The sequence below is a fragment of the Thalassobius sp. Cn5-15 genome, from assembly GCF_022347685.1.
Taxonomy (GTDB): Bacteria; Pseudomonadota; Alphaproteobacteria; order Rhodobacterales; family Rhodobacteraceae; genus Thalassobius.
Genome location: NZ_JAKRGF010000001.1, coordinates 969,802 through 995,480, shown reverse-complemented (window position 1 = coordinate 995,480; position 25,679 = coordinate 969,802). Strand labels below are relative to the sequence as shown.

The following is a 25,679-nucleotide window of genomic DNA, read 5'->3' as shown; positions in this document are numbered from 1 at the left end:
GCCGCGCCGGGGTTATTTGGTTAGGATCAATTTGCCGGCGCGGGTGATGCGCAGGCTGTAGACCTGATCGTTCAGCACGATCAGCGCCTGATTGCCGCCTTGGGTCAGCTCTTCGGCGCGGTGCGTGGGCAGGGTGGGCAGCTCAATTGAGGTGGAGCCAGTTTGGTTCATTTGCATGGTGGTCATCACAGGGTCTCCCGTTGGTCGAGCCGGTCAATCATCCGTTCCAGCGAATAGCTGTCGGACAGGCCAGTATCGAAAATGCCAGTTTCGGAAAGGATCGACAGCAGGAGCGGACGGTCCGTCCGGCGGTCGGAGCTGTGATGAGCGGTTCGGCCAGCCAGCGCGGAAGCGATCTGTCGCATGTCAATCAATCCCAAGGGTTTCAATGGATTCGGGCTACCGCAGGGCGGATGGCTAGACTGCGGCTTTTCTGACTAAATTAGTTGGAATAGTCAAGTTGACTTTTTCAATCAGGTTTGAAGTTTTTGCCATTGACAGCTCAAGAAGCTGGAGAAATAGGCCGCAACTCTTTAGAAATAGGATGAATTCACATATTTCTGCGAAAGGGTGCCCTATGGTGGATCGTGTCTCATTCTCTTGCCTGGCGGATATCAAGGCGGCGGGGTTTGACGATGTCATCGACGTTCGCGCGCCGGCTGAGTTTGCCGATGATCATCTGCCGGGGGCGATGTCACTGCCGGTTTTCAGTGATGCAGAACGGGCAGAAGTGGGGACCATTTACGTGCAAGAGGACCCGTTCAAGGCACGCAAAGTGGGCGCTGCGCTGGTCGCTAAAAACGCGGCAAGGCATCTGGAAACCGCGCTGGCCGATCGCGCTGGTGGCTGGCGGCCGTTGGTCTATTGCTGGCGCGGTGGGCAGCGTTCAGGCTCGTTCGCGTCCATCCTGCATCAGATCGGCTGGCGGGTCAGCCTGATTGAGGGTGGCTATAAATCCTACCGTCGTCTGGTGGTGCAGATGCTTTATGACGTGCCTTTGCCAGATCATATGGTGCTGATTGACGGCGGCACTGGCACGGGCAAGACTGCGTTGCTGGCTGAACTGCGGCGCATGGGCGCTCAGGTGTTGGATCTTGAGGCGTTGGCGCAACATCGCGGTTCGCTCCTTGGCGGGCAGTCGGGCGGGCAGCCGAGTCAAAAGACGTTTGAGAGCCGTCTGGCTATGGAATTGGCAGATATGGATCTGGCCCGACCGATTTTTGTCGAGGCAGAGAGTGCCAAGATCGGTCGACTGCGCCTGCCGCCCAGCCTGTGGCAGGCGATGCAACGTGCTGATCACATCCGGCTAGAGGCGCCGCTTATGGCGCGCGCGCAATATCTGGCGGATAGCTACGGTGATGTTGTTGCCGATATGGACGAGTTGCAGGCGCGGCTGTCGCATCTGGTGCCCTTTCACGGCCACGATCTGGTGGCGCGTTGGCAGGCAATGGCGCAGACTGGCGATTATCAGGCACTGGCGGCTGAACTGGTCGCGCAACACTATGATCCCAGTTATGCGCGCGCCACGCGGCGGGCGCGTGACCCACTGGCGGTTATTGAACTGGCGGGTATAGATCAGGCAGACCTATCAGCGGCGGCGCAGCAGGTGTTGGCGACCGAGTTTAGTAAGCTTGTGGAAGGTTAAATATTCTTACCGGATCGCGCAGCGGTCCGGTTAACGCCCGACCCCGCCCCCAAGGGCGGGCTCGATTTTCTGCCGTTTAACTCTGTTGTGAGGTTTGAGGAGAAGCGATGGGGTGCGCTTTTGGATGGCCGCCCTAGGGATCGGGCGCGAACCTATCGAAACTGCCGATGTCACCGGCAGCTGATCTGATCTCCCGGCACAATGGTGCCGATCTGGCGGGCGGGCACGCCTGCCTCTGCCATACGGAGCAGTATGTCGTCGACCTGCTCCACCGCCACGGCTGCCAGCATCCCGCCTGCGGTCTGCGGATCATGCAGCAGCATGCCACGCGGGCCGGTGGCGTTCTGTACGGGGGCGTATGTCAGGTTTGCTTCATGCAGTGTGGAGGTGATGCCAGTTGCCGCCAACTCCTCAGCGCCATCATAAAGCGGCAGCGCCTTCATCCATAGTTCCGCGCCGGTGCCAGAGGCGTCGCACATCTCTTTCAAATGACCTGCCAGACCAAAGCCGGTCACATCGGTCATGGCGTGGGCCTCTGCCAACAGCGTGGCGGCGACAATCTGCGGTTCCGCCATCTGGCGAAGCATCGCGGCGACGTGACGGCCATTGGCGCGCCCCTGCATTTCGGCGGCCAGAAGTGTGCCGCTGCCAATCGGGCGTGTCAGGATCAGCGCGTCCCCTGCGCGGGCACCCGCCAGCGTGATCGGTTGCCGTCCCTTGGCCAAGGTGCCGGTGACGGTGAACCCGATGGTCATTTCCGCGCCTTGCGTGGTGTGGCCGCCAACCACTTCGGCGCCCGCATCGGCAAAGATGGCGCCGGCGTGGGCCATCACCTCTGCCAATGTCCGTTCCTGCAGGGCAGGCGACATGCGCGGCAGGATGATCTGCGCCAGCGCAGATTGGGGCCGCGCCCCCATTGACCAGATGTCGCCGAGCGCATGCACCGCCGCGATCCGCGCCATCAGCGCCGGATCCTGGCTGAATGCGCGCAGATGATCGGTGGAGATAACCTGTGTTATATCTCCCATCCGCAGCACTGCCGCATCATCGCCCGCACCCTGCACCACATCCTTGTGCGCCTGACGGGGTAGCGATTGCAGTGCCGCGCTGAGCGTTCCAGGCCCGATTTTTGAACCGCAACCCGCGCAAATTGGGCGGCCACCTGACAGCTCCTCCGCCACACCGAGAGCGGCGGCTTTGGGAGGTGTGGCCGGTTCCATTACGGGCAAATCCTTGAACTGCGCCATGAAGGTCCGGTCAATCCGATCCTTCCACCGCCACAACAGTGGGCCGCTGATGGGCCGCCCCCAGCGTTCAGCGAGGGCTGATTTTCCGCCCAATGCGATCAGTTTCAGGTAGTTTTTCTGCGGCGCGAACCTGCGTAGGGCGGCGCCGATCAAACGTGCCTCCAGATTGTCGCGCAGCACCGGGGCTGCGCGGACGGCAAAGACACCTGCCTTGGGGCGCGGTGCGTGCATCAGGTGCGCGCAGTCACCAGTGGCAAAGAGGTCCTCTTGCCCCTCCACCTGAAGGGTCGCGCCGATTTTGATAAAGCCGTCTTGCAAGGGCAATGACGTCTTAGCCAGCCACGGATGCGGTGTGGCACCGGCGGCGCCGATGGTTAGGCTGGCGGGCACCACCTCACCTGTGCTTATGCGGGGGCCTTCGGGGGTAATCTCGGCGATCTTGGCGCCGCTCCAGACCTTGACGCCGGCCTGTGCCAGTTTGGTGCTGAGTGCTGCGCGGGTCGCCTCACTGGTGCCGGTCAGATGGTCCTGCGCCTCCAGCACGGTGACATTTGCCTGACCGGTTGCTTGGCGCAAACCATGCGCCATGGTCAGCGCCAGTTCCACGCCTGCAACGCCGCCGCCAATGACGGCGACGGGACCAGCTGTGCCAGTCTCCTGCGCTGTCGCTAGATAGTCGCGCCATACGGCGGCGTATCGTGCCAGTGGTTTTGCGGGTACCGCATGGTCGGCAAATCCCGGCAGTTGTGGTAGATCCGAGGTGATGCCAACATCGACCGAAGCCACGTCATAGGCAATCACGCCATGGCCTGCGACGTGTACGGTTTTGGCGATCGGATCAATGTGATCCGCCGCACCAAGGATCACGCGGGCACCGGCGAAACGGGCCAGTTGGATCAGGTCAATTTCCAATTCGTCCTGCGTGTAGTGCCCAGCGATGTGGCCCGGTAACATGCCGGTGTAGGGGGCCGTCGGGCCGGGGTTGATTACCGTGATGCGCAGGCCGGGCAGCGGGCGCACGCCCATCCTCCGCAGCACCAGCGCGTGGGTATGACCGCCGCCGATCAAGACCAGATCACGGGTCAGGGGAATGTCTGTTTGCATCGACGTTTGCATGGCGCGGCCTCAGTTTGCTTGCGCAAGTGCTAACCTAGCAGGGGCCGCAAATCTAGGCGACAGCCTGTCTCAGCTGGTCACGCTTTGGCGATATTCTTGCGCGTCCTTTGGGCAGCGGATCATCAGGACCGCAGGATTGCCAATACTCTTGGCCTCGATCGCTTCTGCCATCTCATCAAGACTGCATTCAAGGATCTGTTCGTGTGCATGACTGGCGGAGGCCACAACAGACACCTCCGTATGGGGGGGGAGGCCGCCAGCCAAGAGGTTTTCCTGAACTTCAAAGGCCTTATGCACCGCCATGTAAAGAACCAGCAGCGATCCCGGCAGCGCCATCTGGGCCCAGTCTGGCGCGCCATCACCGGGGCGCAGGGTGCCGGTTGTCAGCGTCACGCGGTCGGTTTCGCCGCGTTCGGTCAGCGGGCGCGCCAATGCGGCCGCCGCGGCAGAGGCAGCGGTGACACCCGGCACAATTTCAACCGGCACACCGGCGAGGCGAGCGGTCTCCAACTCTTCCACTGCGCGGCCAAAGATCGACGGGTCGCCGGATTTCAGCCGCACCACGCGCTGGCCCTGCTGGGCGGCGCGCATCACCACATCGTTGATGCGGTCCTGCGGCCATTGTGTGGTGCCCAGCACCTTGCCCACATAGACCCGTTCAGCATCACGACGCGCCAGTTCCAGCACATCAGGATCAACCAGACGGTCGTAGAAAATGATGTCCGCTTCTTGTAGGCGCTCTACCGCGCGCAGGGTCAGCAGATCGCGCGCACCGGGTCCAGCGCCCACCAGTGAGATCTGGCCTAGATCAGATGCACTGGGGGCACCGCCATTGGCGATTGCCTGTTTCAGCAGATCTGCCGCCTGACGTTCCGATCCTCGCTTGTGCGCTTCCCATGGGGCATCCTTGAAGGTCCAGCGCCAAAAATCGCGGCGCTTGTTCTGCGGCACCCGACGGGCCACCGCATCACGCAACCGGCCCGCCAGCGCCGCAAAGCTGCCAAGGCGCGGATCCAGCATGGTTTCCAGATCGGTTTTCAGACGGCGCGCCAGAACAGGCGCAGTGCCTTCGGTGCCGATGGCCACCACGACAGGGTCACGGTCCACGATAGACGGCGTTGTCGCGTCACACAGATCAGGTTGGTCGACAACATTCACAACCGCGCCCGCATCCTTGGCAATGGCGTGCAGCGACGCGTCAAGGCCGGGGCAGCCGGTGGCGATGAACACCAGCGCGGTGTCGGCAAATTCTGTGGCGGTGATGGGGCCCGCGTGATGGCTGGCGCGGCCTTCATCGACCAGCGCCTGCAGCTCATCCTCTAGCGCTGGCGCCAGAAGGGTCAGCGCGGCCTCTGTCTTTAGCACCAGACGGGCCTTTTGCGCGGCCTGTTCGCCGCCACCGGCGATCACCACACGGCGACCGGCCATTTTCAGAAACATCGGGAAGAATTTCATCGGGTCGCCTTTGATCTTGTTGCTTGCTGCATGGTCGACAGCGGGCTGGTGCTAAAATAGCGTTCTAGCTACATGTTTTAAAGGGGCGGGTGCCCTCATTCGGCGGCCTCGCGGTGTTGGGTGGAGGCCAGAATTGCCGCAAGTTCCGGCCTGCAAGAACCGCAGTTCGTGCCAGCGTTCAACGCGGCACCGATTTGTTCCACGCTGATCAGGTTTTGCAGATTAATCGCCTCAATGATCGTATTGACGCCCACGTTGAAACAAGCGCAGATCGTCGCCCCCGGATCGGGCTGATTGGCCCCTGCACGACCCGCAAGGGCGGCCGAATCATCGCCGCCCAGCTGCCCGATCAGGTGACTGCGGGCCAGAGCAACGGGGGCGGGCGCAATAAACAGCGCGGCGATCAACTGCCCATTGCGGTGTGCGGCCAGACGGAACAGACCGCGCGCGGGATCCTGTACCACCTGCACATTTGCATCGGTGAGGTCAAAGAGCCTGCGCGCCTCTGTCTCCCACTCCTCGGGCTCTGTCATGCCCGCCAGTTCCGCCTGCCAGCCGTTGCCGACGCGGGCGATGGCCCAGTAATCCGTGCCGACTGTCGGCTTTTCAGAGGTCACGGCATACCCGTACCATGCCGCTTGTAACTTGGTGATTTTCACCGGGCTTGCCTTGCTTTCGGGTTGGCCGGACACCGGATCTACCTCTGCCGCGACCAGTGCATCGATACGCCCGTCAGAGGCATGGGTGCCGGTCCAGTGCATCGGGGCAAACACCTCCCCACGGCGCATTTTATCGCTGATCAGCACCCGCAGAACGGCGCGACCATGAGGCGATGTGACCTCTGCCAGATCGGCAGGTTTCAGGCCTAGCCCTTCGGCGTCACGGGGGTGAATTTCCACATAAGGTTCGCCCATATGCTGGCTGAGGCGCGGGGCAAGCCCCGAGCGGCTCATCGTGTGCCATTGGTCGCGAATGCGGCCGGTGTTCAACACAAAGGGATGCTCCGCCGTGGGTGCATTTGCGGGCGCGCGGTGGTGCAGGGGCAGCATATTGGCCTTGCCTGTGGGGGTGTAAAATTGCCCATCGGCAAAGAAGCGTCCGCCATTTCGCGCGGCGCTGATCGGCCAAAGTTGCGGGGTGAAATCGTCATATCCTTCATTGGACAGATCGCTGAGGGCAGAGATATCGAAATCCCGCCCATGACCTGCTGCCAGACCCGACAACGCCGCATATTCCCGCAGCACCTCAGCAGGCGTTTCATAGTCAAAGGCCGCTTGCCAGCCCATACGCCGGCCCACGTCCGCCAGAACGTCCCAGTCATGGCGCGCCTCACCCGGCGCGGGTAGGAAGGAGCGTTGCCGCGAAATGCAACGTTCGGAATTGGTGACCGTGCCGGTTTTTTCGCCCCAGCCTGTGGCGGGCAGCAGCACGTCGGCCAGTTTTGCCGTATCTGTGTCGCCGTACATGTCCGACACCACAACGAAATCGCAGCCTTCAATCGCGTCTTTCACCCGATCTGCCTCTGGCAGGGACACAACGGGGTTGGTGCACATCACCCAAAGTGCCTTGATCTGGCCATCCCCCACGGCGTGGAACATATCCACCGCCTTCAGCCCTGCCGCCTCCGGCATATGTGGGGACTGCCAAAAATCGCGCACGGTGGCGCGGTGGCCTGCGTTTTCCAGGTCCATGTGGCAGGCCAGCATGTTGGCCAGCCCGCCAACTTCGCGTCCGCCCATGGCGTTGGGCTGGCCGGTGACGGAAAACGGCCCCATGCCTGCGCGGCCGATGCGGCCTGTGGCGAGATGGCAATTGAGGATCGCGTTTACCTTATCAGCACCGGCGGTGGACTGGTTCACCCCCTGCGAATAGATGGTGACGACCTTTTCGGTGCCAACCCATGCACGGGTGAAGGCGTCGATGTCGGCGCGGGACAGGCCAGTGACGGATACATCGCCGGAACTGGCGGCCTCAAGCGCTGCATCAAATCCGTTGACATGGGCCGCGACATAGGCGCTGTCCACAGCACCTTGTTCGTGGATGGAGCAGAGGAGATGGTTGAACAACGCCACATCGCTGCCGGGCGTTACGGCCAGATGCAGATCAGCCAGATCAGAGGTTGCGGTGCGGCGCGGGTCGATGTTGATGATCCGCATGTTCGGGCGGGCTTTCTTGGCCGCTGCAACCCGCTGATACAGGACAGGGTGGCACCATGCGAGGTTTGATCCCACAAGCACCAACAGATCCGCCTGTTCCAGATCTTCGTAATTGCCCGGCACGGTATCGGCGCCAAAGGCCCGTTTGTGCCCTGCAACGGATGATGCCATGCACAGCCGCGAATTGGTGTCGATGTTGGCGGTGCCCATGAAGCCTTTCATCAGCTTGTTGGCGACATAGTAATCCTCTGTCAGCAACTGGCCCGATACATAGAGCGCGACCGAGTCCGGCCCGTGATCGGCAATCGTCTGTTTGAACCGCGCCGCCACCTCATCCAGCGCGCTGTCCCATGTGGTTTCTGCGCCATGTGCCACGGGTTTCAACAGCCGGCCGTCCAGTGACAGCGTTTCTGCCAGCGCTGATCCTTTGGAACACAGGCGGCCTTTGTTGGCAGGGTGATCAGGATCGCCCTGAACACTGACCTGACCGTTTTTCAAGGTGGCCAGAACACCGCAGCCGACGCCGCAGTAGGGGCAGGTGGTCTTGATCGTTTTGCTCATATCTGGCGGTCCTGTTTCGGCGTGCTGGGGAAGCGGATAAAGGGGAGGCCACGGAGTATATGCGCAGCCCCTGTTGCGTTTCAGGCGGCGGCGGTCAGTTTGCTGTCGTCCAGCAGGACGCGCCCGTTTTCGATCCGGCAGCCGTGGGTTTGCAGGCTGCCTTCACTCGACTGTCCGGTTTCCAGATCAAAGATCACATTGGTGATCGGGCAATTCACTGACCGATCCGAGACGATGCCATCCGACAGTGGGCCATAGCTGTCGCCCAGCCTGTCGTCGGTGGCAAAAACCTCTGCCGTGCCGGTGCGAAACACCGCGATGTCTCCGCGCGGGGTGCGCACCACGCGGGCGCCACGATCAGGGATGCGGTCAATTGCGCCAATATCAATCCAGCTCATTCTGCAGCCTCCAATGTCAGATCGGCCAGCGGACGATACGTCTCGGCCTTTTCGGGTTTGGCGTGTTCGGCCCATGGATCTTTGCGGTAGATGGATTGCGACAGGTTAAACCGTTCCACCAAGGCACGGCGTTCGTCCAGATTTTCGACCACCTGTTCCTTGACCCAGTCAAGGCCAACCTTGTCCACCCACTTGAAAATCCGGTCCAGATATTTGGCGTTTTCACGATAGATCTGGGACATGGCGGTGATGATCTCAATCGCCTCTTCCTCGGTGGTGACACGGCACAGAACCTCGGTTCCCTTGATCTCCATTCCTGCAGCGCCGGCGACGTGGATTTCATAGCCCGAGTCGATGCAGATCACGCCGATGTCCTTGCAGGTTGCTTCGGCGCAGTTGCGCGGGCAGCCGGACACGCCCAGCTTCAGCTTGTGCGGTGTCCACGACCCCCAGAGAAGTTTTTCCAGCTTGATGCCAAGGCCTGTCGAATCCTGCGTGCCAAAGCGGCAGTGGTCAGAGCCGACACAGGTTTTCACCGTGCGCAGCCCCTTGGAATAGGCGTGCCCCGACACCATGCCCGCCTGATTGAGGTCATACCAGATTGCTGGCAGATCCTCCCCCTTGACGCCCAAGAGGTCTATGCGCTGACCGCCGGTTACTTTCACCGTAGGCACATTGTATTTGTCCGCCGCATCGGCGATGGCGCGCAGTTCATCCGGGGTGGTGATGCCGCCCCACATGCGGGGCACCACAGAGAATGTGCCGTCTTTCTGAATGTTTGCGTGCTTGCGTTCGTTCACAAAACGTGACTGCGGGTCATCTTGATATTCAACCGGCCAATCGGCCAGCAGATAATAGTTGATCGCCGGACGGCAAGTGGCGCAGCCGTTGCGTGTTTTCCAGCCCAGTTCCTGCCAGACCGCTTCCTGGCTTTTCAGCTCTTGTGATTTGATCAGACGCCGCACGTCTTCGTGGCTGAGGTCACAGCAGCCGCAAATGCTTTCGTCCTGCGGGATGACAAACTCATCCCCCATGGTGACGCCCAGAACCTGTTCCACCAGCCCTGCGCAACTGCCGCAGGAGGCAGAGGCTTTGGTGGTTGCTTTGATTTCGGCAAGAGAGGTGGCGCCAGCGTGGATCGCCGCCACAATGTCACCTTTGGATACGCCGTTGCAGCCGCAGATTTCTGCATCATCCGGCAAGGCTGCAACGGCCGCCATAGGGTCCAGCGCGGTCCCCCCCTGGTAGGCTGGCCCAAAGATCAGCGTGTCGCGCATGTCGGACACATCGGTGCCGTCTTTGATCATGCCGTAGAACCACGCGCCATCGGCTGTGTCGCCATACATCACCGCACCGATGATGCGGTTTTCTTTGAGGATCAGGCGTTTGTAGACACCGCGGGCTGGATCACGGAACACGATGTCTTCGCGGTCGTCGCCTTCGGCGAAATCACCGGCGCTGAACAGGTCACAGCCGGTCACCTTCAACTTGGTCGATACCTCTTTGTTTACAAAGGTGGCCTCTTGGTCCAGCAGGGTTTGCGCCAGAACCTTTGCCTGATCATAAAGCGGCGCGACAAGGCCGAAGACCTCGCCTTTGTGTTCCACACATTCCCCCAGCGCCAGAATATCCGCGTCCGAGGTGATCATCTGATCGTCCACATGGATGCCACGACCCGTGGCCAGGCCAGCGGCCTCGCCCAACGCGGTTGCTGGACGGATGCCAACGGCCATGACCAACAGATCGCAGGGCAGTTCGGTCCCGTCGTCCAAGAGCAGCGCGCGCACCTTGCCATCCTCCCCAAGGATTTCCTTGGAGTTGGCATTGCACATTACGGTGATACCCTTATCCACCAGCGCCTTGCGCAGCAGATAACCCGCTGCCGGATCCAGCTGACGTTCCATCAGGTGGCCCATGATATGCACCACAGTGACGTCCACGCCCTGCGCCGCCATACCAGCGGCCGCTTCCAGACCCAAAAGGCCACCGCCGATGACCACGGCCTTGGATCCTGCTTTCGCGCCCAGGCCCATCATCCGTTCGGTGTCTTCCAGATCGCGGTAGGGGATAACGCCGTCCAGGTCATGGCCGGGCAGCGGGATCATGAAAGGGGTGGAACCCATGCCAAGCACCAGCTTGTCATAAGGGAGCTCACCATGCTCCCCAACCACCACCTTACGGTCGCGGTCGATATGCACCACCCGTTCGCCGAAGCGGCAGGTGACGTCGTTTTGCGCGTACCAATCGTCATCATGGGTGACAATTTCGGCATAGGTTTTTTCGCCCGACAGTACTGGCGATAGCATCAGTCGGTTGTAGTTGCCGCGCGGTTCTGCGTTGAACAGGGTGACGTCATAGGCGGCTGGATCTGCGTCAAACAGGTGTTCCAGCATCCGCCCCGAGGCCATACCGGCCCCGATCACAACGAGTTTTTTAGACATAGTGGCTGCCTCCTTGCCCGATGATCCGGGCGCGGAGCGCCCCTGTCAGGACGCCTTGGAATAGGCGGCGTCGATCATCGTGTTGGATATTGCTGTGTAGATTTCGACCCAAAGGCCGCGTTCCACCTCGGGCAGGCCGCCCGGGGTAATTTCGTCGATGGCGAAGATCAGCGCTTCGCCCACCAATGCGTAGTGTTCCGGCTGTGCACCGTAGCCCACATGCCGTCGCGCCAGCCGTTTCAGCTTGCCCATGAAGAACATTGGCTGATGCAGGTTGTCGACCAACATATCCAGCATCTTTTCCAGCTTGGTCAGCTGTTCGTCCATGTCCTGCGGAAACAGCGGTCGTGCCTGTGGCGCGATGGCAAAGAGCCGTCGGTAGAACACGCTGGTCAGAAACCCCTTGCTGGGGCCAAGTGTTTGATAGGCGTTCTGGATCAGTTCCACCTCGTGCTTTTCGAGCAAGTTCATCATCTTCTCCCACGTTGAACGCGGGGAGGATGGCAGTGAATGCTTGCCAAAAAGTGAAGGTATGGGGCGCGAAACGGGTCATGTCAGATCACGCCGCAATGGATTTTTTGCCCGTCGGGGACGCGGGCGATTTCGGTGCTTTCGGTTTGGCGCCGTGTTCGTATTCCTCAAGGAAATCAAGAACCTCTTGTCGGAAAGTGTAGTAGTCCGGGTGATCCAGAAGCGCCTTGCGGGTGCGCGGACGTGGCAGATCAACGTCGACAATTTTACCTACTGTAGCTTGCGGTCCGTTGGTCATCATCACCACGCGATCCGCCAAGAGGATCGCCTCATCCACATCATGGGTCACACAGATCGCGGTCACCTTGGTGCGGTCCCAGACCTCCATCAGCACCTCCTGCAACTCCCAGCGCGTCAGGCTGTCGAGCATGCCGAAGGGTTCATCCAAGAGGAGCAGTTTCGGCGACAGGGCAAAGGCGCGGGCGATGCCTACACGTTGCTGCATGCCGTTTGACATCGAACTGGCAGGGCGGTCCATCGCATCGGCCAGCCCCACACGTTCCAGATAGTATTCCACCACGTCCTGACGTTCGGCCTGCGACGCCTTGGGATAGACCTTATCCACGCCAATGGCGCAGTTTTCGCGGGCTGTCAGCCAGGGGAACAGATTCGGCGATTGGAACACCACCGCGCGTTCGGGATCTGCACCCTCAACATGGCGACCGTCCAGACGGATACCGCCTTTACTGATTGAATTCAGACCCGCCGCCATGGTCAGTACGGTGGATTTGCCACACCCCGAATGCCCGATGAGAGAGATAAATTCGCCCCGGTTCAGTTTCAGGTTAAAGTCCTCCACCACGGTCAGCGGACCCTTGGGGGTGGGGTAGATTTTATGCAGCTGGGAAAAGTCGAGGAAGTTGTTGTCGATCAACCCCTTCTGCGCCTCCGCCACCGCCGCGGGCACACCGTGGATCGGTTCCACATTGGGCAGGGTGCGGGTGGCCTCTGATTTGGCCTCGATGCCCACATCCATCAGGTATTTGGTGATCTCGCCGCGCAGCTTCTTGAAACCGTCGTGGTGGTTCATCTCCATCCGGTCGCGGGGGCGGGGGATATCCACGGTGAACGCCTCACCCAATGTGCCGTCTGGATTCAGCGGGATGATGCGATCGGCCATGATAACCGCCTCATCCACGTCATTGGTGATTAGTACGCAGGTCTTCTTGTCCGCATCCCAGATCTCTAGGATCTCATCCGCCAGATTGGCGCGGGTTAGTGCATCCAGTGCAGACAGCGGTTCATCCAGCAGCAGAACCTCAGGGTTCATCGCCAGCGCCCGCGCCACGTTCACCCGTTGACGCATGCCGCCAGATAGTTCCGCCGGGCGGCGGGTCATGGCGTGGCTGAGGCCCACCATTTTCACGTAATGTGCGACCTTTTCAGCGCGCTCGGACTTGTTGAGATTAGGGAAGATGGTGTCCACCGCCAGCCCCACATTGCCCGCAACGGTCAGCCACGGCATCAGGGAGTAGCTTTGAAAGATAATACCGCGTTCTGGGCCGGGGCCGTCAATCGGCTTGCCCTTGAACGTGATCTCACCGCTGGTGGGGGTGTCCAGACCCGCCATCATGTTCACCAGGGTGGTTTTGCCAGAGCCGGAGAAGCCGAGGAGGACCAGAAACTCCCCCTCCTTCACATCGAGATTGATGTTTTTCAGAACGTCATGGCGATGTTGGCCCTCGCCATAGGATTTGCTGAGGTTTTTGAAAGAAATCATAGACATGTCGATCACCGGTTGTTCGTGAAGGTGAACAGGGACTGTAGGGCATACATCACACGATCCAGAAGGAAGCCGATGATGCCGATGGTGAAGACCGCGACCATGATCTTGGCCAGCGACTGGCTGGAACCGTTTTGAAACTCATCCCAGACGAACTTGCCCAGACCGGGGTTCTGCGCCAGCATTTCGGCGGCGATCAGTACCATCCAACCTACACCCAGGCTGAGGCGCAGACCGGTAAAGATCAGCGGCAGAGCCGAGGGCAGGACCAGTTTGGTGATCTTGGTCCATGTGTTCATTTTCAGCACCTTGGAAACAGAGACGAGGTCTTTGTCGATGCTGGACACACCCAGGGCAGTGTTGATCAGGGTGGGCCACAGCGAACAGAGCGTCACCGTGATCGCCGAGATCAGGAAAGACTTGGAGAACATGCCGTCATTGGTGGTGTAGACGGCGGACACAATCATCGTGACAATCGGCAGCCAAGCCAGCGGCGACACCGGTTTGAATATCTGCACCAGCGGGTTCACCGCAGCGTTTGCGGTTTTACTGAGGCCAGCGGCGATGCCGACTGGCACAGCGATGGCTGTGGCAATCAGGAAGCCGAAGAAGACCGTGGTGATCGACGTCCAGATTTGCTGGTAATAGGTGGGCTTGCCGGTGTAGCTGCGTTGCTTGACCTTATCGGCTTTGCCCGCCTCGATCAGCTTGGCATTACGGGCATCCTGGCGTTCATAAAATGCGGCTGCCTTGTCTTTTTCGCGTATATGGTCGGCGTGAAGGTTGCCCACCTGCTCCCATACTTGCACTGGACCGGGGATTGCGCCCAGCGAGGTCTGCACTTTGGGCGCCAGCGTGCCCCACGCGATGAGGAAGGCGGCGATGGCGATCAGCGGCACGCCCAGCAGTTGCCAGACCTCTTTCATCTGGGCACGCGGGTTATCACCGGCGGCGGCTTTCAGGATCGGGGTCAGCCACGCCAGACCCAGCACTTGAAACCAGCCGTCCATGCGGTTGATGCGGGTGAAAATGCGGGCCTGTCGGGCTTCTTTCGCGGCGTCTTTCTCCGCGTCGGCAAGTGTCTGTGGGTCGATGGCAGTCATGGCGAGGTGTCCTGGCTGGAGCGATCAGTGAAGGGAAAAGACGGGGGCGGGCTGCACCGCGCCGCCCCCAGTGTGTAGGGCCACTCGGGGAAGAGGTGGTTAGCCCTGAATGTCGCTGCCCACGACCTTCTGTTCGCCTTTCAGGCCGATCGGCAGGCTGTCCAGATAGGCGTTGGGAGTGCGACCGTCGTAAGGGATGCCATCAATGATATCGGCAGCCGGGGTTGCGGCCTTGTAGCCGTCGCTGTCCCAGGGGAAGTCTGCTTCATCCGCCAGACCTTCTTCGACCAGCATTTTGGCTGCTTCAAGATAGATTTCCGGCTTGTAGACCGACTTGGCGATTTCGTCATACCAGCTGTCGGGCTTTGCGTCGGCGATCTGTCCCCAACGGCGCATCTGGGTCAGATACCAGATCGCATCTGAATAGTAGGGGTAGGTGGCGTTGTAGCGGAAGAACACGTTGAAATCGGGCACGTCGCGCTTGTCACCCTTTTCATATTCAAAGGTGCCGGTCATCGAGTTGGCGATGACGTCATAATCCGCGCCCACGTATTCGGAACGGCTGAGGATCTCCACCGCTTCTGGGCGGTTGGCGTTGTCGTTTTCATCCAGCCACATGGCGGCACGGATCAGCGCTTTGGTGATGGCCAGTGTGGTCTGGGGGTTTTCTTGTTGGAACTCCGCCGACAGGCCAAAGACCTTTTCAGGGTTGTTTTTCCACAGTTCATAGTCGGTGATCACCGGCACACCGATGCCTTTGAACACGGCCTGCTGGTTCCACGGTTCCCCCACGCAGTAGCCATAGATGGTGCCTGCCTCCATCGTGGCGGGCATCTGCGGCGGCGGGGTTACAGACAGCAGAACATCGGCGCCGATCTGACCGCTCACGTCCTCTGGCGAATAAAAGCCCGGCTCCAGTCCGCCAGCGGCCAGCCAGTAGCGCAGTTCGTAGTTGTGGGTGGATACGGGGAACACCATGCCCATGTTGAACGGCTTGCCCTCGTCGGCGTAGGCATCGACCACCGGTTTCAGCGCGGAGGCGGAAATCGGGTGGATCGGTTTGCCCGCGTCATCATGGGGGATGTGCTGTTTCATCTCGTCCCAGATTTCATTGGATACGGTGATACCGTTGCCATTCAGATCCATCGAGAAAGGGGTGATGATATGCGCCTCGGTGCCATACCCGATGGTGGCGGCCAGCGGCTGACCGGCCAGCATATGTGCACCGTCCAACGTGCCAGAGATCACGCCGTCCAGCAGCACCTTCCAGTTGGCCTGTGCTTCGAGCGTCACAAACAGGCCCTCATCCTCGAAATAGCCCTTTTCATAGGCCACGGCGAGCGGTGCCATGTCTGTCAGTTTGATGAAGCCGAATTTCAACTCATCCTTTTCTACATCCAGCAGTTCCGCCATCGCAGGCGAGGTCAGGAGGGTGCTGGCAGCAAGCAGTGAAGCAGTTTTCAAAGTAAGGCGTTTCATATCAAGTCCTCTGTTGCAGTCCTTTTGCGGGCGTCCCAATTCCCTGTTTTGTAACGGAAAAAGCCGCCCGACAGGTCTGACACGGGAGGTGGTCAGACAGGTCGAGCGGCTTTGCTCCAGTGTAACGCGACCCAGAAAGGGAGGAGGAGGGCCGTGTTAAGTATCGGAACGCCGTTGTTCCGGTTGTTTATGATCCTGCGACGATTACGGCGGTGCAGCAATAAAATTGAAACGATTTTGCTGCGCTGCCGCATTTGACGTGGGGTTGTGCACAATTTTTGATCAGGCAATTTGCTCAAGATCAAAAATCCGGCCATCAAAGAAGGAATCAGGCGGTAGGATCAGGCGCCCGTTTTCTGACCCCAAGGCGCTGGGATGGCTCAGCGCACCTTCTAATTTGGACGATGCACCGGGCAACCCACGGGTCACGTGCGCCAGATACTGGCGATGCAGATCACTGCGGAAAACACTTTTGGCGCGTTCTGCGGCCTTCACCGGATCGCCGCCATGGCGCCGCGCCAGTTGCACGCCGATCCACGCGGCTTGCGATTGCCACGGGAAGGTCGCCGCCCCTTCGAAGAAGTCGACAAAGCGCGGCACCTGCCGTTCCTCGCCGCGTGCGGAAATGACCAGACGCCCTGAGAGCGCTCGGTCGATCAGGTCGGGCGACACGCCCAGATGTTCGGGGCGTGACAGGATTTCTGCGCAGGTGGTCATGTTTTGCGCCTGACCCAGCCAGCGACCGGCGCGCCACAGGCTGCGGATCAGGCGACCAGCGATATCGGGATGGCGATCCGCCCAGCCATGGCGGGTGGCCAGCACCTTCTCTGGTGCGCTTTGCCAGATCGCCTGACCTGGCAACAGCAGCTCCCCAACGCCATTTTCAACGGACATGGTGCCCCACGGCTCGCCCACGCAAAAGGCATCGATTTCGCCCTTGGCCATCGCTTCGGCCATCAGGGGCGGGGGGACGGTATGAATGCTGGGGCGGCGATCTTGTGGCAGGCCGATGGCATCCAGCCAGTAAAACAACAGCTCCGCGTGCATGGAAAACGGGAAGGGAATGCCAACGCGCAGGGGCTGGTCGAGGCCCAATAGGGCCTGACCGGCGGCGGTCGCATCGTCAAAGCCGAACCGATGCCCGCTGCGGCGCAGTTGACCCGCCACAGCGGGGCTGAGGCCTATAACATTACCATTGAGTGACAGGACCGACAGCACCTCCAAGGGCTGCGCCGATCCGCCCAGTCCAAGGGCGGTGGCAATCGGCAGCGGCGCCAGAAGATGTGCGGCCTCCACATGTCCCAGTGCCAGATAATCACGCAGCGCCGACCAGCTGGGCGCGCGATACAGGTCCAGTTGCAGGCCTTCTTCCTCATCAAAGCCCAGTTCGCGGGCAATGATCAGCGGTGCCGCATCGACAAGGGGGATATAACCAACAGGCACGCGCATCGTCATGACAGGAGCCCCGCTGTGCTGACCAATGCCTCTGCTACTTCGGGCAGTTTGCGGCCCTGATCCATCGCCGCCCGGCGCAACAGCGCATAGGCCTCATCTTCGCTGATGCCGCGGGCTTTCATGAGAATGCCTTTGGCGCGGTCGATGGATTTGCGTTCCTCCAGCGCGCGGCGTGTCGCCTCCAGCTCAGTGCGCATGCGGCTGACCATATGGAAACGGGTGATGGCGGCATCCAGAATGGGAATCAATCGTTCCTGTTGCAGGCCATTGACCACATAGGCAGAGACGCCCGCCTCAATCGCCGCCTTGGTTAGCGCACCATCGGATTGATCGACAAACATCGCAACGGGACGTTCCATTGGGCCAGAGGCGAGCGCCAGTTCTTCCAGCGCATCGCGAGACGGGTTGGCCATGTCGATCAGCACAATATCGGGATCCAGTGCCGCAATGCGCCGCGCCAGCCCACTTTCGTCCGGTATAACGGTGATGTCGTGAGCGCCGGAGGCGGTGAGCCCCTCGACGATCTGGTCCGCGCGGTCGCGGTCCTTTTCGACGATAATGATAGAGAGGTTCTTGGGCATGGCGGCGCGCTTCCGTGGCTATTGCGCCCGGATTTTCCGCATTGCAGCATTTTTGTGCAAACTTAACGCTGGGTTGCTGTTGGTCTACGGCGTCCCGCGCCGCATTTTTAAGCGACAGCTATAGGCTTGGGCAGATTTCTGAATCAGAAATCCAACCCTAAATCCAGCGTCTGCGCAGAATGGGTCAGCGCACCGGAGGATATATAGTCGACACCCGTTGCCGACACTTCGGCAATCCGTTCCCGTTTCATGTTGCCGGAGGCTTCCAGCACCATGCGGCCTGCGTTCATCGTCACAGCCTCGCGCAGGGTGGGGGTGTCCATATTGTCCAGCAGCACGACGTCTGCACCCCCAATGCTCAGGACCTCATCCAGCTGGGTCAGCGTGTCCACCTCAATCTCCACCCGGACCATATGGCTGGCGTGGGCTTTGGTGGCCTCCAACACAGCGCGCACACCACCGGCGGCGGCGATGTGGTTGTCCTTGATCAGGATCGCGTCGGACAGGCTGAAACGGTGGTTGAAACCACCGCCATGCAGCACGGCCTGTTTTTCTACGATGCGTAGACCCGGGGTGGTTTTGCGGGTACAGGTGATGCGGGCGTTGGTGCCTGCGGTCTCGGCCACGAAGCTGGCGGTCAGGGTAGCAATCCCCGTCAGGCGGCCGGCAAAGTTCAGCGCTACACGTTCGCCCGACAGGATCGAGGTGGCGGGGCCTTCGATCTCCATCAGGGTGTCGCCCTTCGCGATCGCCTCGCCATCCTGTTTCAACATGCGAATGTCCAGCGTGGGATCGACAAGACGAAAGGCAATTGCCGCCACCTGCATGCCCGACACAACGCCATCCGCGCGGGCGTTCAGCCGTGCAGTGTAGCGCACATCGGCGGGGATGACCGCGCGGGTGGTGATGTCACCATAGGTGCCCAAATCCTCCATCAAGGCGGATTTTACCAGCGGTTCCAGGATCAGGTCAGGCAGGGTGGCATAGGTCATGATGGATCACTCGTATCTTTGGCGCAGCTTTAGCGCCTCTGTCAGGGTCAGGCGGCTACGCTGTCCGGTGTCGCCTTTGGTCTCGGGAAAATCAAGCCGGCAGTGGGCGCCACGACTTTCTTGCCGCATCAGGGCGGCGGCGGTGATCAGCGTTGCGGTGGCGGTCATGTTGGTAAAACTTGGGCAGGGGGCGTGGGTGGCCTCAAGGGATGCGATCTGGTGCAGCGCCTTTTCGAGACCTGTGGCGTCACGCAAGACGCCGACGTTCTGAGTCATGCACGCACGCAGGGCCTCAACGGCCTGTGGATCAGGATATGTTCCGGTGCCAGTGAAAGTCAGTTCAACACGGGCGGAACCCATCGCATCTGGCACGGCGTTGGCTATGTCACGGGCGCAAATGCGGCCATAGACCAGCGCCTCCAGCAATCCGTTGGACGCCAGACGGTTTGCACCATGCAGACCGGTCGAGGAGGCTTCGCCACAAACCCAGAGGTTTTGCAGGGATGCACGGCCTTCTGCATTCACCGCGATGCCACCCATGTGATAATGCGCGGCGGCGGCGACGGGGATGGTGTGTACCTCTGGGTCCAGACCAGCGCGCGCGCAGGCCTCGGCCACGGCCAGAAACTGCGTCTTGATTGCCGCACCGATGGCTTGGCGAGTGTCGAGCGCGGGTTTGCGGCCCGCTTGGGTTTCGGCGTAGATCGCGCGGGCGACCACATCGCGGGGGGCCAGTTCGGCATCTGGATGTACGTCGGTCATGAACCGATGACCGTCTGCGTTGACCAAAACCGCGCCTTCACCGCGCAGCGCCTCGGTGGCCAGTGGCGCCGGATCTTCGCCCATGTCGATGGCGGTGGGGTGGAACTGTACAAATTCGGCATCGGCAATCATCGCCCCTGCGCGTGCTGCCATGCCGATCACCTGCCCACGAATACGCGGCGGGTTGGTGGTGAGTTTGTAAAGACCGCCTGATCCACCACCTGCCAGCAATACAGCTGGGGCGTTGATCAGCACAGGCGCCTTGCCGCCTGCCGCAGGCTCGACCCAGACGCCAGTTACAGTTTTCCCACTGACGCTGCTGCCAGTCGTTTCCAGACCGGAGGCCAGAACGCCCTCCAGCACCTGTACGGATGGGGTTGCCGCCACCTCTGCGATCAGGGCGCGCATGATCTCGGCCCCGGCCTGATCCCCTTTGACCCTGACCACACGGGCGTAGCTGTGCGCGGCTTCACGCGACAACACGTAGCCGCCGTTTTTGTCCCGATCAAATGGCGTGCCAAGGCGGGTGAGGTCTAGAATGTGATCTCGCGCCTCGCGCGTCACACGCGCAGCCACCGCTGCGTCTACGGTGCCAGCACCTGCGGCCAGTGTGTCGCTGGAATGGCTGTCAGGACTGTCGGGGTCGCGCATGGCTGCGGCGACGCCGCCCTGCGCCCAAGCGGATGATGCACCTTCGCCCAAGGGATCGGGCGAGATCATCAAAACAGGACGCGGTGCCAAATGCAGCGCTGCATAAAGTGCTGCCAGCCCGGCGCCGACGATCACGATGCGATCTGTGGTGATGGGCGTGGTTTCGATCTGTTGCGGTGTTTGAGGCAAGCTCTCTCTCCATAGACACGAGCCGGATCGTCAGGCGGTACGACTCTGGCCAAAGGATGCTGGCACCAAAGGCTGGCAAACTGGTGTGGGGCGGGGAAGGCGGGCCTTAGAGGCCCATCTTGCGGCTGACGTCGATCATGCGCTGCACCGCCAGACGCGCGCCCTCGGCGACCTCTGGGTCCACCTCAACAGGGGTGGACATGGTGTGCAGGCTATAGAGGACCTTTTCCAGCGTGATCTTCTTCATGAAGGGGCACATGTTGCAGGGGCCGACGAAATCCACATCCGGCAGCGCGTCCGAAATGTTGGAGGCCATCGAACATTCTGTCACCAGCATCGCCTTTTTGGGGCGCTCTGTTTCAACATAAGAGATGATGCCGGAGGTCGAGCCGGAGAAGTCAGCCTCATTCACCACATCAGGAGGGCATTCGGGATGAGCGATGATACGGGTACCGGGGTTCCATTCGCGGAACTCGCGCAGGTCCTGCGCGGTGTAGCGTTCATGCACGATGCACGACCCTTCCCACCAGACGACGTTTTTCTGCGGCACCTGTTTGGCGACGTTCTGGGCCAGATACTGGTCCGGTGTCATGATCACCGTGTCACTGTCCATCGCCGCGACGATCTGGGCGGCATTCGACGAGGTGCAGCAGATGTCAGACGCTGCCTTCACCTCGGCGGTGGTGTTCACATAGGTGACCACCGGCGCACCGGGGTATTTGGCGCGCATTTCTGCGATACCTTCAGCAGTGATGGAGGAGGCGAGGGAACAGCCTGCTTCCATATCCGGCATCAGCACGGTCTTTGACGGGTTCAGGATTTTCGAGGTTTCCGCCATGAAGTGCACGCCCGCCTGAACGATGACGTCCGCCTCCACCTTGGTGGCCTCGATCGCCAGCTGCAGGCTGTCGCCCACTACATCGGAGATGCCGTGGTAAATGTCTGGCGTCATGTAGTTGTGGGCCAGAATAGCAGCGTTGCGCTCTTTTTTCAGGTCGTTGATGGCCTTGACATAAGGCGCATAGACCACCCAATCGGGGGGCGACACCACGCGGTCCATACGCGCGTAGATATCTGCCATACTGTCGGCGAGTTTCTGATCAGGGCTAAGGTCGTAATGCGCGCCAAGTTCAACACGCAGATCGCTGAGATCGAGCAAGCAACTGTCCTCCTTGAAGGTGCCTGGCCGGATGGCTTGGGGGCGGGGTATATGTGGAAAACACGGCCCTCGCCAGTGAATTTCGCCATATATGTCCTGAGTTGTCATATTTTTGTGAAGATTTGACGGGACGGAGTTTCCGAAAGGGGACCATTGGGTCTGTTTGGGGCGGGATGTCTGCGCGGATCGCTTGCATGTTGTGAGCGGGGGCGTCAGCATGGGTTTCACAGTGATTATAGCCCGCATGAGGTGTCCTTCCATGTCTGAGTATCTTTTCGATCCCGCGCCACAGCCCACGATCGAGGTGCAGGGGACAGAGGCCCTTTATCCCATCCACAGGATTTTCTGCGTTGGCCGCAATTATGAGGCGCACGCGCGCGAAATGGGGACCGAGGTGGACCGCGAAGCACCGTTCTATTTCACCAAATCAGCCCATGCAGCCCTGCCTGGCGGTGCGACATTGTCCTATCCTCCCGGCACCGCCGATCTGCATCACGAGATGGAGCTGGCCGTTGCGCTTGGTGAAACAGTGTTTCGTGCCAATAGGGTACAATCTGTGCAGGCAGTTTTCGGTTATGGTTGTGCGCTGGACATGACGCGGCGCGATCTGCAGGCCAAGGCGAAGGAGAAGCGCCGCCCGTGGGATCTGGGCAAAGATTTTGAGGGCGCGGTGGTGCTTGCCCCGCTGACGCGGGCAGGTGAGTGGGACCCTGTCGTGTCGCAGGCGATCCGGCTGAAGGTCAACGGCGAGATGCGTCAGGACGCGACGCTGGATCAGATGATCCATAATGTGGCCGCCATCATATCGGATCTGTCGCAATATTATCACCTGCGGGCGGGGGATGTGATCCTGACCGGCACGCCTGCCGGCGTTGGTGCCGTTAAGGCAGGGGATCAACTGGTGGGGCAGATTGACGGATTGGAACCTGTGCGCCTGACCCTTGGCGCTGCAGTCTAATCCGCGCGCGCAAGCAGCCCTGACACGATTTTTGCTAAAACTTTTCTGATTTACGCCGATTTAACGAATACCCCCCATACTTTCGCAGGTAGACCCAAACCTATTCTCACCCGGCACCGTCCTATGTGATCTGGCGCGGGGCCTGCGGTGTGCGGCAAGATGTTTGTAACAAGACGGAACTTGTTGTGGCGTTTTTGCTGATGTGGCCAAGGTGGTCATGGGATCAGCGCCCATGGAAACGACCCGCGAAACGAAAGGACTGTTCAAATGTTGAGACTGTTTAAAACCTCTTCTCTGGATCACTCCGAACCCCGTGGTGGGGATGTTTCGCAGATGCCTTCGGGTTGGTGGATGGCGCCCTTTTTGCTGAGCGGCACTATGTTCTGGCTGTGGTTCATTCCCGTGTTGACCAAAACTGTCATCTGACACGGATACACCTTACCCAAGTCTGCGGGGGTGGTTTGTCCCCTAGCTATCCCAGCCCCGCAGCAAATTTCTCTCTCCAGTGAAAACGGGTGGTCCTTTCGGCCACCCGTTTTTGCGTGTGTGATCTGGTTTGACGTACACAGGGCTGTTTACGCCTATTGCCCGTTTAACAGACGCGGCAACACTTCGGCCAGTTTGGCAATCTGAAACCTCAACGCGCCTGCCAGTGACAGCATCGCACAGAAGGCCATAAAGGCAAGCTTCAGCGGCTGACCTTCGGTGATTGCCGCTTCGCCCAGCAGGAACAGGCCAACACCGGCGAAACACATCGTGGAAATCATCTGTCCGTAAGAGCCTTTTTCGCGGTTCAGCATGGGGTGTCCTTTCTATCAGGTGGCGCAAGGGATGCTGCGATCATGCAGCTTTCTTGCCATGTTCGTTAAAGCGGAAGTCATCGGGCAGGTCGACATCCGGCATGTCGGCGTCGGGCTCCTGATCCAGGTGATAGACATGGGCCAGAATGGTCGCCACAGCCGCATAAAGACCGGGGTGGATTTCGCCACCTAAAGGCGAGGTGAAGTAGAGCGCGCGGGCCAGAGGCGGCACCGGCAGGATGGTCACATCGTGTTCCTTTGCCAGTTCACGGATCTGGAAGGCCATCGCGCCTTCACCCAGTGCCAGAACGCGCGGCGCGTCATCCTCACCCGGCACATAGCGCAGCGCGACGGAGAAGTGTTTGGGGTTGGTGATGATTGCGGTGGCGTCTTTTACATCATCCAACGCAGCGCGACGGGCGGCACCACTTTGTGCGGCCTCCATCTGTTTGCGGCGGATCGCGCCTTTGACCTCTGGCGAGCCTTCGGTCTGTTTGCTCTCATCTTTGATTTCCTGCAGCGACATTTTCAGCTGTTTATTCATGCTGTGGATCTGCCAGATCAGGTCTACCGCACCGATGATGGCCAGCGCCAGAACCAGTGCCATCAGCACCTGATAGGACACAGACGACAGCATTGAAAACTGCGATCCCGCCTCCATGAACGCGGTGGTCGACAGTTGCGGCAGCCATTGCCACAGCACCAGACCGGCGGCGGCGCTCAGCATGGTGACCTTCATCACCGCCTTCAGCAGTTCCACCAGCGCCTTGGTGGACACCATGCGCTTGATGCCCTTAAACAGGTTCAGCTTGGAAAACTTGGGCTTGAGGTTCGAGGTGGCAAAGAGGATACCGCCGCCCATTGCTGCCTGCATCGCCACTGTGGCAAGCAACATCGGCACGCCCAGAACCATGCCGATGATCAGCACATGGCGCAACGAGTCATGCAGGCGTGTTATTATTAAACTGTCATAGTTTGCGGCGGTGCCAAAACGGAAAAAACTGGCAAAATCACGGGCCAGAATAGGTCCTGCGAAGCTGCCAGCCATCAAAATCACAATGGCGCTGAGCATAGAGGCGAAGACGAACATTTCTTTGGAGGTGACTGTCTTGCCCTCCTTTCTAGCGTCCGCTTTCTTTTTTGGGGTTGGCTCCTCAGTTTTTTCCTGACTGTCGCCTGCGCCACCTTCAGCCATTTGCCGCTCCTGTTAGCATCTGGGTCAGCGCGTTGATCGCTGCCTCGATTAGTTTGTTGTACGCCAGCCCCATCACTGGTGCGCCAAGGTACAAAAGAACCATGGTGACCGAGAGGGTGAGGGGGAAACCGAATGAGAAAATGTTCAGCTGCGGGGCCGACCGGGTCATCACGCCGATACCCATGTTCACCAAGAGCAGGACCGACACGACCGGCATCATCAGTTTGGTCGCATGGGCAAACATTTGCCCGCCTGCATCAATGCCTGCCTGCGCCACACCGGAGAAGTCAAAGACCGTGCCGGGGGGAATGTGGTTGTAGCTGTCCAGCACCAGACGAAACGCGGTCAGGTGGCTGTCTGTCGAGACAAACAACACCAGCAGGCCGAGGCTGAACAACTGAGAAATGACCGGCGCAGTGGCACCGTTCGTTGGATCGACCTGCGAGGCAAAGCCAAGGCCCGCGGTGGTCGCAATTCGGTCGCCTGCCACGGCGGCGGCGGCAAAGAAGATCGACAGGATCAGGCCGGAGGAGGCTCCAAGGGCAATCTCGCCCAGCACCATGCCGACGATGGCGGGGCTGGTCAGTGCCTCGACCGTGGGGAGCTGGGCGTAGGCCATAACCGGCAGTGTCAGAATGACAGAGGTCACAATGCGCACCTGCACCGGCACAAAACGCGCGCCGGTGATCGGTGCCGCCATGATAAAGGCGCCGATGCGGATCATCGCAAACATGAAGAGGAGCAGGATATCAAGCAGTCTTGAAATCTCGATCCCAGGCACGCCAGAGTCATATGTGACCAGATCAATAAACATCAGCGGATATTCGCAACCAGTTCAAAAATATGGATGAAGTAGTCTGACATCGTGGTCAGCATGAACCCGGATGCCAGTCCCATGGTCAGCAGCACAATGGCCAGTTTCGGGACAAAAGACAGTGTCGCCTCGTTGATTGATGTGGCAGCCTGAATGATGCCAACGGTCAGACCGACGGCCAGCGCGATGCCCAGCACGGGGCCTGCGGTCATCAGGATCTTCCAATAGGCGATCTGCAGCTGTTCGATATTTGCGTCAAAATCCATTG

The 25,679-nt window shown here is 60.1% G+C and carries 23 protein-coding genes; 3 read left to right on the top strand and 20 right to left on the bottom strand.

Features of this window, described 5'->3' with window-relative positions; genetic code table 11:
• Positions 1-12 precede the first annotated feature (12 nt).
• Together hemP and MHM86_RS04740 are read right to left on the bottom strand one after the other, a co-directional pair.
• Positions 13-171 carry a hemin uptake protein HemP gene (hemP, locus tag MHM86_RS04745; protein WP_239196911.1) on the bottom strand — a complete coding sequence of 53 codons (159 nt, stop codon included), beginning with the start codon at positions 169-171 and terminating at the stop codon, positions 13-15.
• A gap of 14 nt (positions 172-185) precedes the next feature.
• Positions 186-365 (bottom strand): hypothetical protein, encoded by a 180-nt coding sequence (locus tag MHM86_RS04740; protein WP_239196396.1) that lies wholly within the window; start codon positions 363-365, stop codon positions 186-188.
• 212 nt (positions 366-577) lie between these two features.
• Here MHM86_RS04740 and mnmH point away from each other — a divergent pair, with 212 nt between their 5' ends.
• Complete coding sequence (gene mnmH / locus MHM86_RS04735; RefSeq protein ID WP_239196394.1) at positions 578-1,645, top strand: tRNA 2-selenouridine(34) synthase MnmH; 1,068 nt, start codon at positions 578-580, stop codon at positions 1,643-1,645.
• Between the two features lie 170 nt (positions 1,646-1,815).
• Here the strand turns inward: mnmH and selD are convergent, their stop codons facing one another.
• The 14 genes from selD to nadA all read right to left on the bottom strand — a co-directional run bounded on the left by selD (position 1,816) and on the right by nadA (position 21,644).
• Positions 1,816-4,008: a selenide, water dikinase SelD gene (gene selD / locus MHM86_RS04730; RefSeq protein ID WP_239196392.1), complete on the bottom strand. Its 2,193-nt coding sequence runs from the start codon at positions 4,006-4,008 to the stop codon at positions 1,816-1,818.
• Positions 4,009-4,077: 69 nt separating this feature from the next.
• On the bottom strand, positions 4,078-5,463 hold the full coding sequence (cysG, locus tag MHM86_RS04725) for a siroheme synthase CysG (protein ID WP_239196390.1): 1,386 nt from the start codon (positions 5,461-5,463) through the stop codon (positions 4,078-4,080).
• A gap of 95 nt (positions 5,464-5,558) precedes the next feature.
• Positions 5,559-8,180 (bottom strand): nitrate reductase, encoded by a 2,622-nt coding sequence (locus tag MHM86_RS04720; protein WP_239196388.1) that lies wholly within the window; start codon positions 8,178-8,180, stop codon positions 5,559-5,561.
• A gap of 80 nt (positions 8,181-8,260) precedes the next feature.
• On the bottom strand, positions 8,261-8,578 hold the full coding sequence (locus MHM86_RS04715) for a nitrite reductase (NAD(P)H) small subunit (RefSeq protein ID WP_239196386.1): 318 nt from the start codon (positions 8,576-8,578) through the stop codon (positions 8,261-8,263).
• Complete coding sequence (gene nirB / locus MHM86_RS04710; RefSeq protein WP_239196384.1) at positions 8,575-11,019, bottom strand: nitrite reductase large subunit NirB; 2,445 nt, start codon at positions 11,017-11,019, stop codon at positions 8,575-8,577. The genes MHM86_RS04715 and nirB overlap by 4 nt, the downstream gene beginning before the upstream one ends.
• Before the next feature lie 45 nt (positions 11,020-11,064).
• Positions 11,065-11,490, bottom strand: a complete 426-nt coding sequence (locus tag MHM86_RS04705; protein WP_239196382.1) for a globin domain-containing protein — start codon at positions 11,488-11,490, stop codon at positions 11,065-11,067.
• Between the two features lie 88 nt (positions 11,491-11,578).
• Positions 11,579-13,276, bottom strand: a complete 1,698-nt coding sequence (locus MHM86_RS04700; RefSeq protein ID WP_239196380.1) for an ABC transporter ATP-binding protein — start codon at positions 13,274-13,276, stop codon at positions 11,579-11,581.
• Positions 13,277-13,281: 5 nt separating this feature from the next.
• Complete coding sequence (locus tag MHM86_RS04695; protein WP_239196378.1) at positions 13,282-14,376, bottom strand: ABC transporter permease; 1,095 nt, start codon at positions 14,374-14,376, stop codon at positions 13,282-13,284.
• Between the two features lie 99 nt (positions 14,377-14,475).
• Positions 14,476-15,855, bottom strand: coding sequence for a CmpA/NrtA family ABC transporter substrate-binding protein (locus MHM86_RS04690; RefSeq protein WP_239196376.1), 1,380 nt, complete (start codon positions 15,853-15,855; stop codon positions 14,476-14,478).
• Between the two features lie 282 nt (positions 15,856-16,137).
• Entirely contained in the window at positions 16,138-17,310 is a 1,173-nt protein-coding gene (locus tag MHM86_RS04685) for an ABC transporter substrate-binding protein (RefSeq protein WP_239196374.1), read from the bottom strand.
• Positions 17,307-17,891, bottom strand: coding sequence for an ANTAR domain-containing response regulator (locus MHM86_RS04680; RefSeq protein ID WP_239196372.1), 585 nt, complete (start codon positions 17,889-17,891; stop codon positions 17,307-17,309). The genes MHM86_RS04685 and MHM86_RS04680 overlap by 4 nt, the downstream gene beginning before the upstream one ends.
• A 143-nt stretch (positions 17,892-18,034) precedes the next feature.
• On the bottom strand, positions 18,035-18,883 hold the full coding sequence (gene nadC, locus MHM86_RS04675; RefSeq protein WP_239196370.1) for a carboxylating nicotinate-nucleotide diphosphorylase: 849 nt from the start codon (positions 18,881-18,883) through the stop codon (positions 18,035-18,037).
• A 6-nt stretch (positions 18,884-18,889) separates the two neighbouring features.
• The gene (locus tag MHM86_RS04670) at positions 18,890-20,485 is read right to left on the bottom strand and encodes an L-aspartate oxidase (protein WP_239196368.1); all 1,596 of its coding nucleotides are present in this window, start codon (positions 20,483-20,485) and stop codon (positions 18,890-18,892) included.
• Between the two features lie 106 nt (positions 20,486-20,591).
• Positions 20,592-21,644, bottom strand: a complete 1,053-nt coding sequence (gene nadA, locus MHM86_RS04665; RefSeq protein ID WP_239196366.1) for a quinolinate synthase NadA — start codon at positions 21,642-21,644, stop codon at positions 20,592-20,594.
• 259 nt (positions 21,645-21,903) lie between these two features.
• Between nadA and MHM86_RS04660 the strand changes: the two genes are divergently transcribed.
• Entirely contained in the window at positions 21,904-22,602 is a 699-nt protein-coding gene (locus MHM86_RS04660; protein WP_239196364.1) for a fumarylacetoacetate hydrolase family protein, read from the top strand.
• 267 nt (positions 22,603-22,869) lie between these two features.
• Positions 22,870-23,028, top strand: a complete 159-nt coding sequence (locus MHM86_RS04655; protein WP_239196362.1) for a hypothetical protein — start codon at positions 22,870-22,872, stop codon at positions 23,026-23,028.
• Positions 23,029-23,183: 155 nt separating this feature from the next.
• On the opposite strand, the gene MHM86_RS04650 is transcribed toward MHM86_RS04655, so the two are convergent.
• The 4 genes from MHM86_RS04650 to fliQ are packed head-to-tail and all read right to left on the bottom strand — an operon-like array spanning position 23,184 to position 25,677.
• On the bottom strand, positions 23,184-23,402 hold the full coding sequence (locus MHM86_RS04650; protein WP_239196360.1) for a hypothetical protein: 219 nt from the start codon (positions 23,400-23,402) through the stop codon (positions 23,184-23,186).
• 40 nt (positions 23,403-23,442) lie between these two features.
• Positions 23,443-24,597: a flagellar biosynthesis protein FlhB gene (gene flhB, locus MHM86_RS04645; protein ID WP_239196358.1), complete on the bottom strand. Its 1,155-nt coding sequence runs from the start codon at positions 24,595-24,597 to the stop codon at positions 23,443-23,445.
• Positions 24,590-25,411: a flagellar biosynthetic protein FliR gene (gene fliR / locus MHM86_RS04640; protein WP_239196356.1), complete on the bottom strand. Its 822-nt coding sequence runs from the start codon at positions 25,409-25,411 to the stop codon at positions 24,590-24,592. The genes flhB and fliR overlap by 8 nt, the downstream gene beginning before the upstream one ends.
• Complete coding sequence (gene fliQ / locus MHM86_RS04635; protein WP_058319607.1) at positions 25,411-25,677, bottom strand: flagellar biosynthesis protein FliQ; 267 nt, start codon at positions 25,675-25,677, stop codon at positions 25,411-25,413. The genes fliR and fliQ overlap by 1 nt, the downstream gene beginning before the upstream one ends.
• Between the last annotated feature and the right edge of the window lie 2 nt (positions 25,678-25,679).

Coding starts and splice junctions, on each gene's coding strand:
- hemP (WP_239196911.1), bottom strand. CDS start 171: ATGAACCAAACTGGCTCCACCTCAATTGAGCTGCCCACCCTGCCCACG.
- MHM86_RS04740 (WP_239196396.1), bottom strand. CDS start 365: ATGCGACAGATCGCTTCCGCGCTGGCTGGCCGAACCGCTCATCACAGC.
- mnmH (WP_239196394.1), top strand. CDS start 578: ATGGTGGATCGTGTCTCATTCTCTTGCCTGGCGGATATCAAGGCGGCG.
- selD (WP_239196392.1), bottom strand. CDS start 4,008: ATGCAAACGTCGATGCAAACAGACATTCCCCTGACCCGTGATCTGGTC.
- cysG (WP_239196390.1), bottom strand. CDS start 5,463: ATGAAATTCTTCCCGATGTTTCTGAAAATGGCCGGTCGCCGTGTGGTG.
- MHM86_RS04720 (WP_239196388.1), bottom strand. CDS start 8,180: ATGAGCAAAACGATCAAGACCACCTGCCCCTACTGCGGCGTCGGCTGC.
- MHM86_RS04715 (WP_239196386.1), bottom strand. CDS start 8,578: ATGAGCTGGATTGATATTGGCGCAATTGACCGCATCCCTGATCGTGGC.
- nirB (WP_239196384.1), bottom strand. CDS start 11,019: ATGTCTAAAAAACTCGTTGTGATCGGGGCCGGTATGGCCTCGGGGCGG.
- MHM86_RS04705 (WP_239196382.1), bottom strand. CDS start 11,490: ATGAACTTGCTCGAAAAGCACGAGGTGGAACTGATCCAGAACGCCTAT.
- MHM86_RS04700 (WP_239196380.1), bottom strand. CDS start 13,276: ATGTCTATGATTTCTTTCAAAAACCTCAGCAAATCCTATGGCGAGGGC.
- MHM86_RS04695 (WP_239196378.1), bottom strand. CDS start 14,376: ATGACTGCCATCGACCCACAGACACTTGCCGACGCGGAGAAAGACGCC.
- MHM86_RS04690 (WP_239196376.1), bottom strand. CDS start 15,855: ATGAAACGCCTTACTTTGAAAACTGCTTCACTGCTTGCTGCCAGCACC.
- MHM86_RS04685 (WP_239196374.1), bottom strand. CDS start 17,310: ATGACGATGCGCGTGCCTGTTGGTTATATCCCCCTTGTCGATGCGGCA.
- MHM86_RS04680 (WP_239196372.1), bottom strand. CDS start 17,891: ATGCCCAAGAACCTCTCTATCATTATCGTCGAAAAGGACCGCGACCGC.
- nadC (WP_239196370.1), bottom strand. CDS start 18,883: ATGACCTATGCCACCCTGCCTGACCTGATCCTGGAACCGCTGGTAAAA.
- MHM86_RS04660 (WP_239196364.1), top strand. CDS start 21,904: ATGTCTGAGTATCTTTTCGATCCCGCGCCACAGCCCACGATCGAGGTG.
- MHM86_RS04655 (WP_239196362.1), top strand. CDS start 22,870: ATGTTGAGACTGTTTAAAACCTCTTCTCTGGATCACTCCGAACCCCGT.
- MHM86_RS04650 (WP_239196360.1), bottom strand. CDS start 23,402: ATGCTGAACCGCGAAAAAGGCTCTTACGGACAGATGATTTCCACGATG.
- flhB (WP_239196358.1), bottom strand. CDS start 24,597: ATGGCTGAAGGTGGCGCAGGCGACAGTCAGGAAAAAACTGAGGAGCCA.
- fliR (WP_239196356.1), bottom strand. CDS start 25,411: ATGTTTATTGATCTGGTCACATATGACTCTGGCGTGCCTGGGATCGAG.
- fliQ (WP_058319607.1), bottom strand. CDS start 25,677: ATGGATTTTGACGCAAATATCGAACAGCTGCAGATCGCCTATTGGAAG.